14 protein-coding genes are annotated in these 14552 nt (G+C 66.3%); 3 read left to right on the top strand and 11 right to left on the bottom strand.

What is annotated here, in order from left to right; translation table 11 throughout:
* Positions 1 to 57 precede the first annotated feature (57 nt).
* Positions 58 to 360, top strand: coding sequence for a hypothetical protein (locus ACVIIV_RS07565; protein ID WP_456743640.1), 303 nt, complete (start codon positions 58 to 60; stop codon positions 358 to 360).
* Position 361: 1 nt separating this feature from the next.
* On the opposite strand, the gene ACVIIV_RS07560 is transcribed toward ACVIIV_RS07565, so the two are convergent.
* The 4 genes from ACVIIV_RS07560 to ACVIIV_RS07545 form a co-directional block, all read right to left on the bottom strand.
* The gene (locus ACVIIV_RS07560) at positions 362 to 991 is read right to left on the bottom strand and encodes a histidine phosphatase family protein (RefSeq protein ID WP_456743639.1); all 630 of its coding nucleotides are present in this window, start codon (positions 989 to 991) and stop codon (positions 362 to 364) included.
* 83 nt (positions 992 to 1074) lie between these two features.
* Positions 1075 to 3318, bottom strand: coding sequence for an ATP-binding protein (locus ACVIIV_RS07555; protein ID WP_456743638.1), 2244 nt, complete (start codon positions 3316 to 3318; stop codon positions 1075 to 1077).
* 116 nt (positions 3319 to 3434) lie between these two features.
* Entirely contained in the window at positions 3435 to 3902 is a 468-nt protein-coding gene (locus ACVIIV_RS07550; RefSeq protein ID WP_456743637.1) for a hypothetical protein, read from the bottom strand.
* 112 nt (positions 3903 to 4014) lie between these two features.
* Entirely contained in the window at positions 4015 to 5553 is a 1539-nt protein-coding gene (locus tag ACVIIV_RS07545; RefSeq protein WP_456743636.1) for a YifB family Mg chelatase-like AAA ATPase, read from the bottom strand.
* A gap of 228 nt (positions 5554 to 5781) precedes the next feature.
* Here ACVIIV_RS07545 and ACVIIV_RS07540 point away from each other — a divergent pair, with 228 nt between their 5' ends.
* Complete coding sequence (locus ACVIIV_RS07540) at positions 5782 to 6027, top strand: PilZ domain-containing protein (RefSeq protein ID WP_011083489.1); 246 nt, start codon at positions 5782 to 5784, stop codon at positions 6025 to 6027.
* Between the two features lie 180 nt (positions 6028 to 6207).
* Positions 6208 to 7005: a tetratricopeptide repeat protein gene (locus tag ACVIIV_RS07535; RefSeq protein WP_456743635.1), complete on the top strand. Its 798-nt coding sequence runs from the start codon at positions 6208 to 6210 to the stop codon at positions 7003 to 7005.
* Between the two features lie 21 nt (positions 7006 to 7026).
* Here the strand turns inward: ACVIIV_RS07535 and ACVIIV_RS07530 are convergent, their stop codons facing one another.
* From ACVIIV_RS07530 to rsmI, 7 genes are all read right to left on the bottom strand, one after another.
* Complete coding sequence (locus ACVIIV_RS07530; RefSeq protein ID WP_456743634.1) at positions 7027 to 8316, bottom strand: AAA family ATPase; 1290 nt, start codon at positions 8314 to 8316, stop codon at positions 7027 to 7029.
* On the bottom strand, positions 8313 to 9044 hold the full coding sequence (locus ACVIIV_RS07525; RefSeq protein WP_456743633.1) for a CpaD family pilus assembly protein: 732 nt from the start codon (positions 9042 to 9044) through the stop codon (positions 8313 to 8315). The genes ACVIIV_RS07530 and ACVIIV_RS07525 overlap by 4 nt, the downstream gene beginning before the upstream one ends.
* 52 nt (positions 9045 to 9096) lie before the next feature.
* On the bottom strand, positions 9097 to 10614 hold the full coding sequence (locus tag ACVIIV_RS07520) for a type II and III secretion system protein family protein (RefSeq protein WP_456743632.1): 1518 nt from the start codon (positions 10612 to 10614) through the stop codon (positions 9097 to 9099).
* Between the two features lie 13 nt (positions 10615 to 10627).
* Positions 10628 to 11440: a Flp pilus assembly protein CpaB gene (cpaB, locus tag ACVIIV_RS07515; protein ID WP_456743631.1), complete on the bottom strand. Its 813-nt coding sequence runs from the start codon at positions 11438 to 11440 to the stop codon at positions 10628 to 10630.
* A gap of 460 nt (positions 11441 to 11900) precedes the next feature.
* Entirely contained in the window at positions 11901 to 12845 is a 945-nt protein-coding gene (gene gshB / locus ACVIIV_RS07510) for a glutathione synthase (RefSeq protein WP_456743630.1), read from the bottom strand.
* 10 nt (positions 12846 to 12855) lie between these two features.
* The gene (locus ACVIIV_RS07505) at positions 12856 to 13257 is read right to left on the bottom strand and encodes a YraN family protein (protein ID WP_456743629.1); all 402 of its coding nucleotides are present in this window, start codon (positions 13255 to 13257) and stop codon (positions 12856 to 12858) included.
* A complete protein-coding gene (gene rsmI, locus ACVIIV_RS07500; RefSeq protein ID WP_456748677.1) occupies positions 13244 to 14230 on the bottom strand; it encodes a 16S rRNA (cytidine(1402)-2'-O)-methyltransferase in 987 nt (328 codons plus the stop codon). Before rsmI ends, ACVIIV_RS07505 begins: the two co-directional genes overlap by 14 nt.
* Positions 14231 to 14552: the final 322 nt, after the last annotated feature.

Below are 14552 nucleotides of genomic sequence, written 5' to 3'. Positions count from 1 at the left end.
TGTTGCAGACGGACCATGGGTATTCCGCTATGCCTTCGAAAAACGGCGGAAGACACCATGGTTGATCGTCTCAGAAGCGCTGCGGAGCAGCTGGAAGCACCGACCTGCCCGGATTGCCATATCGAGATGAAGTGGTTCCGCTCGGAACTGCTCGCGGACGAGCCGACCCCGATCATCGCGCATCTCTTCGTCTGCCCGCACTGCAAGCGCGCGGCCAAGACAGACACCATATTCAAGGGCACGCAAGCGCCGCCTGATAAGCTCGCTGCGCCACGTTTTCTTGCCCCCCGGGGCGGCGCGGGGCATGCGCGGCTCCCGACCTGCGCGGCACCATCGCTGGCGCGCGCCAGCGACGCGTGACTCACTTGCCGGCTTTGTCGATCCAATCCGCAGGCTTGATGCGCCCCGCAAGGCCGGCGGGGCCGGGGCCGTGGGCTTTGTAGACGAAGGCCTCGCCTTCCTGGACGTCGCCGGCGTCCTTGCCAAAGGCATCGGCGATGTTGGTCTTGTGAGTGACCAGGAACGTGTTGGTGCCTGCCGTCGGCGGCGCATCGACGAGCTGACGCACGGCCTGTCCGGCCTTTGCGTTGGCGCCGGTCGGATTTGCCATCCCTGATGCACTGGCGTTGCTGCTGTCGGTCAGCGCGTCGACCGGCTTGACCTCGCGGCCGGAGATCAGCTTGCCGGCCTCGATCGCGCGGTTCAGCCGGCTGGCGTAGACATCGCCGATCGGGATCGCGAGGTCCTTGATCGCCGTCCCGATCTGGCGCGCCGCCTCCCTGCCCTTTTCACTGAGCTGGCGCTGGGCGCTCATGTCGTCGAACTTGAAGGGATAGACATCCTTTTGGCGGTCGTCGGTTGCGGTGTGCCGAAAGACCAGCACGTAACCGCCCTGCTTGAGCGATGTGATGAGGTCCGGTGTATCGGCTGCGGCGTGCCGGGAAATTCCGGCGAGGAGGGCAATGAGCGCGAGGCGGCACGGCACGTTCATGCGCAAAATCCTCTCCTGCAAATGCCCCCGGAGGATGGTGACGCGCAAATTGATCGATTTCAACTCGTGATTGACGGCCGAGATCAGGTTCCCGTGAGATCCGAGACTGTCAGATGCCGGGACGCGGCCAGCCCCGCCAGCGCCTCCTCGAGCCTCTCGCGATCGAGCGGCTTGATGAGAAATCCATTCATGCCCGCCTCGAAGCAGGCATAGCGATCCTCCGCCAGCGTGTTGGCAGTGAGCGCCAGGATCGGCGTGTGATGGCTGCCGCTGGTCGCCTCATATGCGCGGATGCGCTTGGTAGCCTCGATGCCGTCGAGCTGCGGCATCTGGATGTCCATCAGGACGAGATCGTAGGGCGTGCCCGCCGATGCCGCGGCGAGCCAGGATTCCAGCGCAGCCTCGCCATGGACGGCGATGACGACGCGGTGGCCGAGCTTGGTCAGCAGCGAGCGCATCAACAAGGCGTTGATCTCGTTGTCTTCGGCGACGAGGATCGACAGGCCTTTCGCCGGCGCTGAGCCGGTGGATGCAGCCGGCGGCTCCGGCGCGAGATCGGGCGAGGCGACCTCCGGCGTCAGGGCGAGGCGCGCGGCGAGCGAGGCCGCCCGCAGCGGCTTCATCAGAAAGCCGGTGAACGCCGGCGACAGCTTCTCGTGGCGCGAGCTCGACGTCAGCAGCACGAGGCGCTGCAATGCATGCGCGCGGGCCGCGTCACCCAGATGGTCGGCAATGGCAGGCCCGATCGCACGATCGATCAGCACAGCGTGCCACGAGCGTTCCGGCAGCAGTGCTTCGGCGACCGCCGCGTCCGCAACCATGCAGGTCTGGCCGCCCCAGCGCTCGAGGCGCCGCGCGATCAACGAGGCCTCGATGCCGTCGGCGACGAGAAGCATCGACTTGCCGGTGAGGTCGGGGCTCGGAAATGCGGTTTGTCCAGCGCCGGTCTGTGACGGCGGAAGCGGCACCGCAACCTCGAAGGTCGAGCCCTTGCCCGGCTCGCTCGTGAGCGTGATCCGGCCGCTCATGCGCTTGACGATGCGCTCGCTGATGGCCAGCCCAAGCCCGGTGCCGCCATAGGTGCGGGCGACGCGCTCGTCGGCCTGCTCGAACTCGCGGAAGATGCGCTGCTGCGCCTCGGCTGCGATGCCGATGCCGGTATCGCGGACCAGGAAGCTGATCTCGTTCGGCCAGATGCCGGGCTCGACGATCAGCGCGACACCGCCGCTTCCCGTGAACTTGATGGCGTTGCCGGCGAGGTTGAGCAGCACCTGGCGCAGCCGCGCGGCGTCGCCGACCACCTCGAGCGGCAGGCGCTCGTCGACATAGGCGGCGATCTCGAGCGACTTCGCTTGCGCGCGCGGCGCCAGCAGCTCGGTGATCTCCTCGACCAGGGTCGAGAGCGCGAAGGGACGCTGATCGAGGTCGAGCTTGCCGGCCTCGATCTTGGAATAGTCGAGCAGTTCCTCGATCAGCGCCATCAAGGCTTCGCCGGAAGTTTTCACCGCCCTGGCATAGGTCGCCTGCTCCGGCGTCAGCGTGGTGTCGAGCAACAGGCCGCCCATGCCGATGATGCCGTTCAGCGGCGTGCGGATCTCGTGCGAGGCCATCGCGAGGAAGCGCGATTTGGCGCGATTGGCGGCGTCGGCCTGGTCGCGGGCGTCGGACAATGCGCGTTCGCTCTCGGTCCGGTCGGTGACGTCGCGTCCCACGCTCTGCAATTCGGCGGGCTGCCCGGCATCGAGGCGGACATAGCCCTCGCGCCAGGCGATCCAGCGCGCGCCGAGCGGGGTTGCGATCTTCTGGTCATGGATGCGCGTGCCGTTGCTCTCGCGGGCGCTGTCACCCTGCTCCAGCACGTCGAAGTCGAAACGCGTGCCGACCAGCGCGGTGCGCGCCTGTCCTGCGAGTGCGCAATAGGCCTCGTTGGCAAATGTGATGCGGCCGCTTGTGTCGCGCAGCACGATGAGGTCGCCCTGCTGTTCGAACAGGCTGCGGGCACGTTCTTCCGCTTCCTTCAGCTCCCAATTGCGGTCGATCAACGCCTCATTGTGGGCGGCGAGCGTCCGCAGCCGCTTGCCCACGAAGCGCAGGCGTATGCTCAGCGTCGCAAGGCCGAGGCAGGCGAGCGCGAACAGGAAGCTCGCGCCGATCGCAAAGGTGTGGGGATCGTAGCCGGAGTTCTCGGACCGGCTGCCGGACACGAAACCATAGGCGCCGCCGAAGGTCGCCGAGAAGATCATGAAGGAGCGGATCGCGAAGGCAATTCTGGGATGCTGCCGCCTGAAGCGGCGCATGCGCACCTTGATCCGGAACGTCCGACCCATCGCCACCGACCCTTGCCTGAAACCCCGCCGCCGTGTGCGACGATGGCCCGCCGACCTTGCGAACAGCTTGAGGCTTTGGCTCCGCCTCCAAACAGGGTTGACGAAGTGTTAACGGCTCAGAGCGAGGCGGCCTGGAGATGGCGTTGGCCGCCGCGGGCGCCGACGATCAGCGCCGCCGCCTCGCGCGGCGAGAAGGTCTTCGAGCGCACATAGATGCGGTAATCGGCCGGTCCTTCGCTGGAGAGATAGATCACCTGGCCCCCGTCGACCGGCTGCGCGGCAATCGAGACCAGGCGCGTCGACGGATTGGCCTGGCAGGAGTCCGGCTCGGAGCCTAAGCCGTCGTCGACCACGGCGAAGTCCGCAGCGTCAGCATCCTCGGTGATCTGGACCCGCACCGTGGCCCGCGCGGGGTCATCGGTGAAGGCGACATGCACGCCGGCGGTCCAGAACAGGGAGGTGAGCTCGACCGATGTTTCGCCCAGCACGATGCAGGGATGTGAGACCGATCCGATTTCGGCGCGGGCGAACACCGCAGCCGCCAACACCGGAACAACCGAGGCCAGGAACTTGAAACGCAACATGACGCTCTACTCGCCGGGCCCGTGGGGAAACTCACAACCGAAACGCGTCGGGCCTTATGGTTTGCAGAGCGTAAAGGAAAGTCGTTACCGCCGGGTTGATGCGAGGGCGCGCTTACGCCATCTGGCGCACATCCTCCGCGAGTGCGCGGTAGGACAGAGCTTCGGCGAGGTGCAGCCGGCCGATCTTGTCGGCGTGATCGAGGTCGGCCAGCGTCCGCGCCACCCGCAGCACGCGGTGGTAGCCGCGCGCCGACAGCCGCATGGTCTCGGCGGCATCGCGCAGCAGCTTTTGGCCTTGCGCATCCGGCTTTGCGATCTCCTCCAATACGGAAGCGGGCGCTTCGGCATTGGTGCGGACATGAGGCAAGCCTGCATCCGCATAGCGCGCGAGCTGGATGTCGCGCGCCGCCGCCACGCGTGCGGCGACCTCGGCCGAGCCCTCCGCCGGAGGCGGCAGGATCAGGTCGGCCGCGGTCACCGCGGGCACCTCGATGCGCAGATCGATGCGGTCCATCAGGGGACCGGAGATGCGCGCCTGGTAATCGCCGGTGCAGCGGTCGATGCGGCCGCGCTTGCAGGCATAGCCGGGCTCGAACGCATTGCCGCAGCGGCAGGGATTCATCGCCGCGACCAGCATGAAGCGGGCAGGGTAGGTGACGCGGTGATTGGCACGCGACACCGCGACCTCGCCGTTCTCCAGCGGCTGGCGCAGCGAATCCAGCACGCGCGGATCGAACTCCGGCAGCTCGTCGAGGAACAGCACGCCCTGATGCGCCAGCGAGATCTCGCCGGGCTTGGCGCGCATGCCGCCGCCGGTGAGCGCGGCCATGCTGGCGGAATGATGCGGCGAGCGGAACGGGCGCCGCGCCGTCAGCGCGCCGCCTTCGATCTCGCCGGCGACGGACGCGATCATCGAGACCTCGAGCAGCTCGCCCGGCGACAGCGGCGGCAGGATCGAGGGCAGGCGCGCCGCCAGCATCGATTTGCCGGCGCCGGGCGCGCCGATCATGAGCAAATGATGCCCGCCGGCGGCTGCGATCTCCAGCGCGCGCTTGGCGCTTTCCTGGCCCTTGATGTCGCGCAGGTCGAGCGTGGAGGCGGCGGCCTCGTGCACCCTAGGCGAGGGCCGCGACAGCACCTGCGTGCCCTTGAAATGGTTGGCGATCTGGATCAGCGAGTGTGCGGCGATGATCTGGATGTCCGGGCTCGCCCACGCCGCTTCGGAGCCGCAAGACGCGGGGCAGATCAGCCCTTCCTCGCGCATATTGGCGCCGATGGCGGCGGGAAGGACGCCGGCCACGGGTGCGGTCGAGCCGTCGAGGCCGAGCTCGCCGAGCACAGTGAAGCCGGTCAGCGCATCCGGCGGGATCGCCCCGATCGCCGCCATCAGCCCGAGCGCGATCGGCAGGTCGTAATGACTGCCTTCCTTGGGCAGGTCGGCCGGTGCCAGATTGACGATGATCCGCCGCGCCGGCAGCGCCAGCCCCGAGGCGATCAGCGCCGAGCGCACCCGCTCGCGCGCCTCCGACACCGCCTTGTCCGGCAGGCCGACGATGGCAAAGGCTGGCAGGCCGGGCGCGACCTGCACCTGCACGTCGACCGCGCGGGCCTCGATCCCCTCAAAGGCGACGGTAGAAACCCGCTGAACCATGCCCGAACCAGCCTGCCCTGTCCTGCAATTAGGGGTAGCAGAGAGCGGCCGTTTTCGCAAGAACAATACGGGAACGACCCTCGGGGGCAGCGCAAATCCTAACCAGGCGTAAACGCGACGCGGAGACTACGTCTCGAATGCGGTCGGCTGTCCTCAGCACATCCCAACGAATGTCCGCTACTCCTGGGCTCGCGGGATGGGCCGTGGTCTAACGGGTGAAAAGTTCAAATGCTTGCAAATCGCCGGAGAAGCGAACGTCGGGTGTGCAGCCGGCTCGCCAAGATCCATTTTGGGGCGGGTTCGCTGCCGCGGGATTGCACGATCACGGATATTTCGGATGGCGGCGTGAAAGTGGTGGCGGAATTCCTGGAAGTGCCGCCGCAATTCACCATCATCTTCGCACCTGATTATTCCCGCCAGTGCCGCCTGCGCTGGCGCATCGGCTGCGAATTCGGTGCCGAGTTCACCGACTAAAGCGCGATGCGATGAGGATGAATCGTCATCGCGCTTTAGGTTGTCGTTTAAGCATGATCTTTTCGGAAAACCGCTGCGCACTTTTCCGGATCATGCTTTAAGGTCTCACAGGCCGCGTCCTTAACGGGACTTTAGCGTTAATCGGTAAGCATCTCTGATCAGTTGCCGAGTGATCAGAGTATGTCCAAGCGTTCGTTCCTCGCCTTTCCCCCGGCGGGATATCTGTGTTCCGCCGTCCTGATCCTCGCCCTCGGCGGCTGTCAGACGGCAGGCATCGAGGACGTGACCGGTGCGCTCGGCGGCAAGCAGGACTCGGTCGCCAAGTCCGACATCAAGGCCGACAACAAGGCCGACGCCAGGCCGGAGATGGATGCACTTCGCGAGCGTTATCGCGCCAAGCCCAGCGACCCCGCAATTGCCATCGAATATGGCAAGGCGCTGCGCGACAGCGGCCAGCGCGCGCAGGCGGTCGCAGTGCTCGAGCAGGCCGTGCTCGCCCATCCCCGCAACAAGGCGCTGCTCGCCGGCTATGGCCGCGCACTCGCCGACAACGGCAATTTCCAGCAGGCCTTCGACGTCCTCGGCCGCGCGCATTCGCCCGAGGATCCCGATTGGCGCATCCTGTCGGCGCAGGGCGCGGCGCTCGATCAGCTCGGCCGCAATGAGGAAGCGCAGCAATATTACGCCGCAGCGTTGAAGATCGTGCCGAACGAGCCGACCGTGCTGTCCAATCTCGGCCTGTCCTATATGCTGCAAAACAACCTGCCGAAGGCCGAACAGGTGCTCGGCCGCGCTTATCAGCGCAATCAAAACGATGCGCGGGTCCGCGCCAATCTGGCGCTCGTGCTGGGATTGCAGGATCGCGAGGCCGAGGCCGAAATCCTCGTCAAGGCAGATTTGCCGCCGGACCAGGCAGCGGCCAAGGTCACCGCGCTGCGACAGCTGCTGGCGAAGAAGCAGCAGCGGGCGGACAAGTAATCCGCCCCTTCTGGTGTACGCTTACGACGCCTTGCGATGTGGGGCTGAGCCGCGCCCCGACCTGCCCTTCAGCTTTTTCAGGAGCGGCTCCAGCAGCGAGCGCTTCGGCTTCTTCACCTCGCCGCGGCCGGCGAGGCGGTTCGCCATGTTCTGAAACAGAAGGGTGGTGCGATGGGTCTTGGAGACCTCCGCGATCATCTGGCCGTTGTTGGCCGCGGTCGAGAACAGTTTCGAATCGAACGGGATCACCGCGATCGGCTGGCTCTCCATGGTCTTGGCGAAGGCCTTGACCTCGATCTCCGCGCGCTTGTGCATGCCGACCTGGTTGAGGCAGTACAGCGGTGGCCGGTCGTTCGGTCGCGCTGCCTTCAGCACGCTCAGCATGTTCTTGGTGTTGCGCAAGTTGGCGAGATCGGGTTCGGCCACGATCACGATGTCATCGGCGTTCACCAGCGCGCGCCGCGTCCAGCCGGACCATTGATGGGGAACGTCGAGCACGATGCAGGGCGTGGTCATGCGCAGCGTGTCGAACACTGCGTCAAAAGCTTCGGCACCGAAATCGTAGACGCGGTCGAGCGTGGCAGGCGCAGCGAGGAGGCTGAGGCGGTCGGTGCACTTGGAGAGCAGCCGCTCCATCAGCGCCGTGTCGGGGCGGTCCTGCGACAGCACCGCATTGGCAATGCCCTGCACCGGGTCCTGGTTGTAGTCGAGGCCCGCCGTGCCGAAGGCGAGGTCGAGATCGATCACGACGGAATCGAGCGAAAGGTCGCGGGCGATGGTCCAGGCCACATTGTGCGCGACGGTGGAGGCACCGACGCCGCCCTTGGCGCCAACCACCGCGATGACGCGGCCGGTGATGATGGCCTCGGAGGCCGAGAACAGGCTGCAGATCGAGCGGACGACGTCGAGGGTTTCGACCGGTCCGACCACGTAGTCGTTGACGCCGCGGCGCACCAGCTCGCGATAGGGCGCGGTGTCGTTGGGATTGCCGATCACGACCACGCGGGTGCCGGGATCGCAGACGCCGGCGAGGTCGTCGAGTCCTTCGAGGATGTCGCGCGTGCCGTCGGACTCGATGACGATCACGTTCGGCGTCGGCATCGATTCATAGGCTTCGATCGCTGCGGCGAGGCCGCCGTCCTTGGCGGTGAGATGCGCCTTGGCGAGACGGCGATCCTGGCCAGCCGCGGTCAACGCCTTGAGCGTCTGCTCGGTCTCGCAAAAGGCCTGCACCGAAATGCGAGGAACCGGCGCGATGTGTTCCTCGGGGTGCCCTGGGTCGTCCGCGTCTTCGTCGTGGATGGCTGTCATTTGCCGGTGTCGCTGAGTTTGGCCCTGTCGGATTCGGGATAGGTGGTCGCAGTCGTCGTGCCCTTGCGGTAACGGTCGAAGGCGATGTTGCGCCGTGCGGTATAGGCGGGCGTCTCGGCGCGCGGCTGCTCGAGGTCGGCCGGGTTGTCGATCATTGCCGCGAGATTGCGCTGGCTGGCGCAGCCCAGATTGAAATAGGGCCGGTTCTCGTTGTAGCCGGGATTGAGGATGGAGGGGCCGACGTCTTCCGGCCACAGCCCGCAGGGGCCGGCGACGGCCGCGATCTTCGAATAGCTCAGGCGGATGGTCGGCAGCAGCCCGGGATCTTCAGGGCGATAGGGATGCCGGACGATGGCACGCGACGGCACGCCGCCGGACGTGAGCACCGAGCGGATCTCGTGATAGGTCGCAGCGGCCGCGCGCGAATTGCCGGTGTCGACGGGTACGTCGACGACGACGGAGCCGGTGCCTTCGCGCACCCAGTCCCGCGCGATGCCCGCGACGTCCGCATGCTGCGCAGCCGAGAGGCCGCCTCTGCTCTTGCCGACGAAGATCACGATCGACTTCTTGCCCTCCTGCACCGCGATCGGGTGGCGCTGGCGATAATCGGTCGGCACCGTCTGGGTGACGATCTCGGTGGTGTTGCAGGCGCCGAGCACGACGGACAGCCCTGTCAATGCCAGCGCGATCCTGATGTTGCGGCGTCGATCGGCACTCGTCTTCGTCATCGCCTGATCCCCTCTTGCCTCGTGTCTTGCCCCGGTCCCCAAACCGTTCGTTTCAGTCGATGATGAAGCCGAAATCACCGGGCGTGCCGGCGACCGGATCGACACGGGTCGCGATGCCGTAGAGGCGGTTGACCCGGCCGAGCAGCGCCCTCTGCGCGTCCGAGGCCGGCGCAAAGCCGTCGTCGGGCCGCGACAATTCTTTCTGGGCGACCGCGCGCACCACATAGGGCGTCACGATCACCATCAGCTCGGTCTCGTTGTTGACGAAGTCCTGGCTGCGGAACAGCGCGCCGATGATCGGCACCTGGTCGACACCAGGCAGTCCGTTGATCGCCTGCTTGGTCTGCTGCTGGATCAGGCCGGCCATGGCCATCGAGCCGCCCGAGGGAATTTCGAGCGTGGTCTCGGCGCGGCGGGTTTGGATCGATGGAATCGTGATCGAGTTGTTCGTGAACGAGGACACGGCCTGCGTCAACGTGATCGAGTTGGTGTTCGACAGCTCCGAGACCTCGGTCATCACGCGCAGGCTGATGCGGCCTTCGCTGAGCACGACCGGGGTGAAGTTCAGGGAGATGCCGAACTTCTTGTAGGTGACCTGGGTGGTGCAGACGTGAGTGACCGGATCGCAGGCATAGCCCCCGGGAATCGGGAATTCGCCGCCGGCGACGAAGGTGGCGGATTCGCCCGAGATCGCGGTCAGGCTCGGTTCGGCGAGCGTGCGCATGACACCGGCGCTCTCCATCGCGCGCATGGTGGCGTTGACGGTGGCGACGCCCTTGGCGAGCCCGGTGACGCCGAGCCCATTGCTGCCGACGATTGGCCCGCCGGAGACCGAGAACGGGTTGGAATTGTTGAAATTCACCACGGCGGTGCCGGCGTTCAGGCTGGCGCTGAGATCGACGCCCAGCTGCTTGACGATGTCGCGGCGCACTTCGCCGACGACGACCTTGAGCATCACCTGGTCGCGGCCGCGAACGACGATGTTGTTGACGACCTTGTCCGAGCCGCCGACGAGCTTTGCGGCGACGTCGCCGGCCTGCTGGGCCTCGACCGGGCTCGACACCGAGCCGGTCAGCATCACGCTGTCGCCGACGCCTTCGATCTGCACGCCCGGCAGGGATTGGCGCAGCGCTGCACGCATGCCGTTGAGGTCGCGCTTCACCGCGATGTCGTAGGAGGCGACCTGCTGACCGTCGGCGGAGAAGAACACCACGTTGGTCTGGCCGACCTGGCCGCCGATGATATAGGCGCGCTGGGCCGAGCGGATCACTGCATTGGCGATCTTGGGATCGGCCACCAGCACGTCCTTGACCTCGCGCGGCAGGTCGATGACGACGGATTTGCCGATACCGAGCGAGAGAAAACGCGTCCGCGCCGGTGCGATCGTCGCAACCGGCGACACACCGAGATCGGGCGCCTGCATCGGTGCCTGGTCGCCGACCGGCGCCTCCGCGGCGCTGACCGGGTCGGGGGCTGCGAGCAGCCCCAGCATCAGCATCGTCCCCATCCAGAACGAGCGCGCGCGCTTCCCCCGAATGCGCAGGCCCGTCCGATCATCCCCGTCCTTCATGCTATCCCCATCATCACTTCTGTGACGTCAGCTGCCGCGCCTGCACCCCGTAGCGGATCACGTTGACGCCGTCGGAACGCTTGGCCGCCTGATCCTCGACCGGGCCTTCCATGGCCTTGGCATCGGCGATGCTCCGCAGTGCGAGCTGGAGCGTGCCGCCCTGACGCGCGGCCGAGAGCGTGGCGACCTGGTCGGGCTTGAGCTCGAGCGTGACGGTCTTGCCGATCACGGCGGTCTGGCCGTCCTTTTCCTTCGGCGCCTGGTCGATCGCGAGCACGCGGATGTTGGTCAGGATGACCTCGGACAGGATGAGATCGTTGCCGCCGGTCGCGCCGCTGGTGTCGGGATTCTTCAGGCGGCGGGTCAGAACGATGTCGACGCGGTCGTTCGGCAGGATGAAGCCGCCGGCACCGGTCTCGGCTGAAATTTCGGTGGAGACGGCTCGCATGCCGGAGGGCAGGATCGCGGCCATGAAGCCGGAGCCTTCGGCCCTGACCAGCTTCTGCTCGCGGATCGGCTCGCCCTGCATCAACGGCACGCGCGCGATCGAGCCGGCGATCTGGATCTGCGCTTCGGGCCTGCTGTCGCGGCGGATGAAGGCGTTGCTCGCGGTCGCGGCCGGCCAGACCTGCCATTGCAGGTCCTCGGGCTTCAAGGCCTGGCCGAGCCCGATGTCGTTCTTCGCGACCAGCACCTCGACCGTCGGCAGCTTCTCGGCGACGGGCAGAACGGGCGCGGGTTCATTCTGGTAGCCGCTCGCCAGATACGCAGCGACGCCGCCGGCGCCGAGAGCGATGACGAGAACGACAATGCGTGCGGTATTCATACGCTTCTACTCTTACGCGGGGACTCGAACCGCACCTGGCGTGTTCCCTCGCGTCGATGAGTAGGGAGTAAAAGTATAAGGGGTATTGCGAGGCCGAGCGCGATGGCCGGTGACGGCGCTGGTTCTCGGCGGATGGTGAACGCGGCGTTATTCAGTCGGCCGGCGGCTCCGTAGATTCACTAAGGCGGCACCTACGTTTGGGTGAGGCGCGGGGGCTTCATGGTGAACGGGTGGTTAGTGAAGGGGCCCGCTCGAAGTCTCTTCGCATCCGCGACAACACTCGCGGTCCGTCATCCTGAGGTGCGAGGCACGCGATGCGAATGCATCGCGTGCGGAGCCTCGAAGGATGCACGCCCCCGGTGCAGCAGCCGGGCCGTCGCCCTTCGAGGGCCGCTGAAGAAGCGGCCACCTCAGGGTGACGGTGATAGATTAAGTATCCCGACTACGAAACGACAGGCGCCTACTTCTTCCGCTTCTGCTCGATCGCGTCCCAGATCTTCGCGGCCACATCCGGGCCGCCGAGCCGCGAGATGGCGCGGATACCGGTCGGCGAGGTGACGTTGATCTCGGTGAGGTTGCCGTTGATGACGTCGATGCCGACGAACAAAAGACCGCGCGCGCGCAGCGCCGGGCCGACGGTGGTGCAGATCTCGCGCTCGCGCGGGGTGAGCTCGGTCTCCTGCGCTGCGCCGCCGCGCACCATGTTGGAGCGGAGATCGTCGGCGGCCGGCACGCGGTTCACCGCACCGGCGAACTCGCCGTCGACCAGGATGATGCGCTTGTCGCCGTGCTTCACCTCGGGAATGAATTGCTGGATCACCCAGGGCTCCCGGAACGTCACCGAGAACATGTCGAACAGCGAGCCGAAATTCATGTCCTGCGGCATCACGCGGAACACCGCTGCGCCGCCATGGCCGTGCAGCGGCTTCATGACGACGGCGCCGTGCTTGTCGCGAAACGCGTTGATCTCATCCAAGTCGCGCGAGATCAGCGTCGGCGGCATCAGCTGCGGAAAGTTCATCACGAACAGCTTTTCCGGCGCGTTGCGCACGGAGGCGGGATCGTTGACGACGAGCGTCTTCGGATGGATGCGCTCCAGGAAATGCGTCGAGGTGATGTAGGCGAGGTCGAACGGCGGGTCCTGGCGCAAGAGCACCACGTCAAAGCCGTTCAGCGCCTCGCGCCTGGGCTCGCCGAGGGTGAAATGGTCGCCGGGCTCGTCGCGCACGGTCAGGAGCTGAACCGGTGCGACCAGCTCGTCGCCGACCATCGAGAGCTTGTCGGGCGTGTAATAGGACAGGCCATGGCCGCGCTTCTGCGCTTCCAGAAGCAGCGCAAAGGTGGAATCGCCCTTGATGTTGATGCGGGCGATGGGATCCATCTGGACGGCGACGTTCAGTTTCATGGGCTGCCTTTCAGATCGAGGCGTCGAATGCCGCCAACACATGGCGCGGAAGTGAGCGCGGCGCAATCAGCATGGCGTCGAATCGCAATTCGAATTCGGCATGCTCGGGATGCGCTACGAGCCAGCCTTGCGCCGCATTGATGATGCGCTGCTGCTGGCGCGGCGTCACGGCGAAAGCGGCGTCGTCCAGTGTCGCCCGCGCCTTGACCTCGACGAAGGCAATCAGATTGCAGCGGCGCGCCACGATGTCGATCTCGCCGTGCGGGGTGCGGTAGCGTTTGGCGAGAATGCGGTAGCCCTTGGCCATCAGATAGGCCGCGGCGCGGCTCTCCGCGGAAATGCCGGTGCGGAACGCGGCGACGCGCTCGGGCGAGGCGACCTTCGGTTCCGCCGGGATCTCAGTCTTCGCCATCGCCGCCTCGCAGATCCCCGTGCAAGTCCTTGTGCAAGTGCTTGTGCAAGTCCTTGGCGAGCTCGAGCGCGCGGGCATAGACCTCGCGGCGCGGCCGGCCCGACAGTGCGACCGCATGCGCCACGGCATCCTTGACGCTGTTGGCGGCAAGCTGCTCGCGCAAGAGACCGTCGAGCGCATCCGATGCCAGCACGTCGGCGCCCGCTGCAGGCGGACCGATCACCAGAACGAATTCACCGCGCGTCTCCGGCGCGTCGGCTTGCCGCGCGAACTCGGCGACGGGCGCGCGCCTGACCTCCTCATGCAACTTCGTCAGCTCGCGGCAGACCGCGGCCTCTCGTTCACCCATGATCTCTGCGAGATCGGTCAAGGTGGCCTGCATTCGATTGCCGGATTCGAACATCACCAGCGTCGCGTCGATGCGCGCGAGCTCGGCCAGGCGTGCGCGGCGCGCCGCCGATTTCGCCGGCAGGAAACCCTCGAAGAAGAAGCGGTCGGTCGGCAGCGCTGCGACCGACAGAGCTGCCAGCACCGAGGAAGGGCCCGGCAGCGCGTGGACCGGATGGCCGGCGGCGCAGACCTCGCGCACCAGCTTGAAGCCGGGGTCGGAGATCAGCGGCGTGCCGGCGTCCGACACCAGCGCGACCGAGCCGCCTTGCGCCAGCGCTTCCAGAATCTTCGGGCGCGCCGCTTCCGCATTGTGCTCGTGATAGGGCTTGAGCGTTGCTGCGATCGCATAACGCTCGGTCAGGCGGCGCGTGATGCGGGTGTCCTCGCAGGCGATGACGTCGACGCCGGCGAGCGTCTGAAGCGCCCGCAGGGTGATGTCGCCGAGATTGCCGATGGGTGTCGCCACCAGATGGAGGCCCGGCGCGGCCTTCGGCGCGACGAGCCGATGGGCATCGATGGAGAAACCGCGCGAGGCGGCGTCTTGAGCTTCAGGCGTATTTATCGGGGCCGGCTTTGCGCGCATAATGAAAGTCAACTTAGGCACGATCCGCAGGGCTGGGAACCGGCTGGCCGAAAAAGATCGCGCCGAGGTGAGGGCGGGGAACGGACGGGAATGTGATCGATCCAGGATCACGTCGAGAGGGAATGGGGGCCCTCGCGCCATATTCACGACGGAAACGCCGCCTTGATGCTGAACGAGTGACGGCGAACAGCTGCCGGGACGGGGAACGCGGCCGCGTTAAGAGGTTGTTATCCTTTTGTTTTGGTTAACTATTTGCCGACAATATGCCTGAATCCGCGGCTTGGGTCGTGGAAGGAATGTCATGACCGGCCGGCGACGGCCG

The sequence above is a fragment of the Bradyrhizobium sp. USDA 4354 genome (assembly GCF_054060315.1).
The sequence above is the reverse complement of the archived record's forward strand: the minus strand, read 5'-3'. Positions and strand labels throughout refer to the sequence as shown.

Coding starts and splice junctions, on each gene's coding strand:
- ACVIIV_RS07565 (WP_456743640.1), top strand. CDS start 58: ATGGTTGATCGTCTCAGAAGCGCTGCGGAGCAGCTGGAAGCACCGACC.
- ACVIIV_RS07560 (WP_456743639.1), bottom strand. CDS start 991: ATGAACGTGCCGTGCCGCCTCGCGCTCATTGCCCTCCTCGCCGGAATT.
- ACVIIV_RS07555 (WP_456743638.1), bottom strand. CDS start 3,318: ATGGGTCGGACGTTCCGGATCAAGGTGCGCATGCGCCGCTTCAGGCGG.
- ACVIIV_RS07550 (WP_456743637.1), bottom strand. CDS start 3,902: ATGTTGCGTTTCAAGTTCCTGGCCTCGGTTGTTCCGGTGTTGGCGGCT.
- ACVIIV_RS07545 (WP_456743636.1), bottom strand. CDS start 5,553: ATGGTTCAGCGGGTTTCTACCGTCGCCTTTGAGGGGATCGAGGCCCGC.
- ACVIIV_RS07540 (WP_011083489.1), top strand. CDS start 5,782: ATGCTTGCAAATCGCCGGAGAAGCGAACGTCGGGTGTGCAGCCGGCTC.
- ACVIIV_RS07535 (WP_456743635.1), top strand. CDS start 6,208: ATGTCCAAGCGTTCGTTCCTCGCCTTTCCCCCGGCGGGATATCTGTGT.
- ACVIIV_RS07530 (WP_456743634.1), bottom strand. CDS start 8,316: ATGACAGCCATCCACGACGAAGACGCGGACGACCCAGGGCACCCCGAG.
- ACVIIV_RS07525 (WP_456743633.1), bottom strand. CDS start 9,044: ATGACGAAGACGAGTGCCGATCGACGCCGCAACATCAGGATCGCGCTG.
- ACVIIV_RS07520 (WP_456743632.1), bottom strand. CDS start 10,614: ATGAAGGACGGGGATGATCGGACGGGCCTGCGCATTCGGGGGAAGCGC.
- cpaB (WP_456743631.1), bottom strand. CDS start 11,440: ATGAATACCGCACGCATTGTCGTTCTCGTCATCGCTCTCGGCGCCGGC.
- gshB (WP_456743630.1), bottom strand. CDS start 12,845: ATGAAACTGAACGTCGCCGTCCAGATGGATCCCATCGCCCGCATCAAC.
- ACVIIV_RS07505 (WP_456743629.1), bottom strand. CDS start 13,257: ATGGCGAAGACTGAGATCCCGGCGGAACCGAAGGTCGCCTCGCCCGAG.
- rsmI (WP_456748677.1), bottom strand. CDS start 14,230: ATGCGCGCAAAGCCGGCCCCGATAAATACGCCTGAAGCTCAAGACGCC.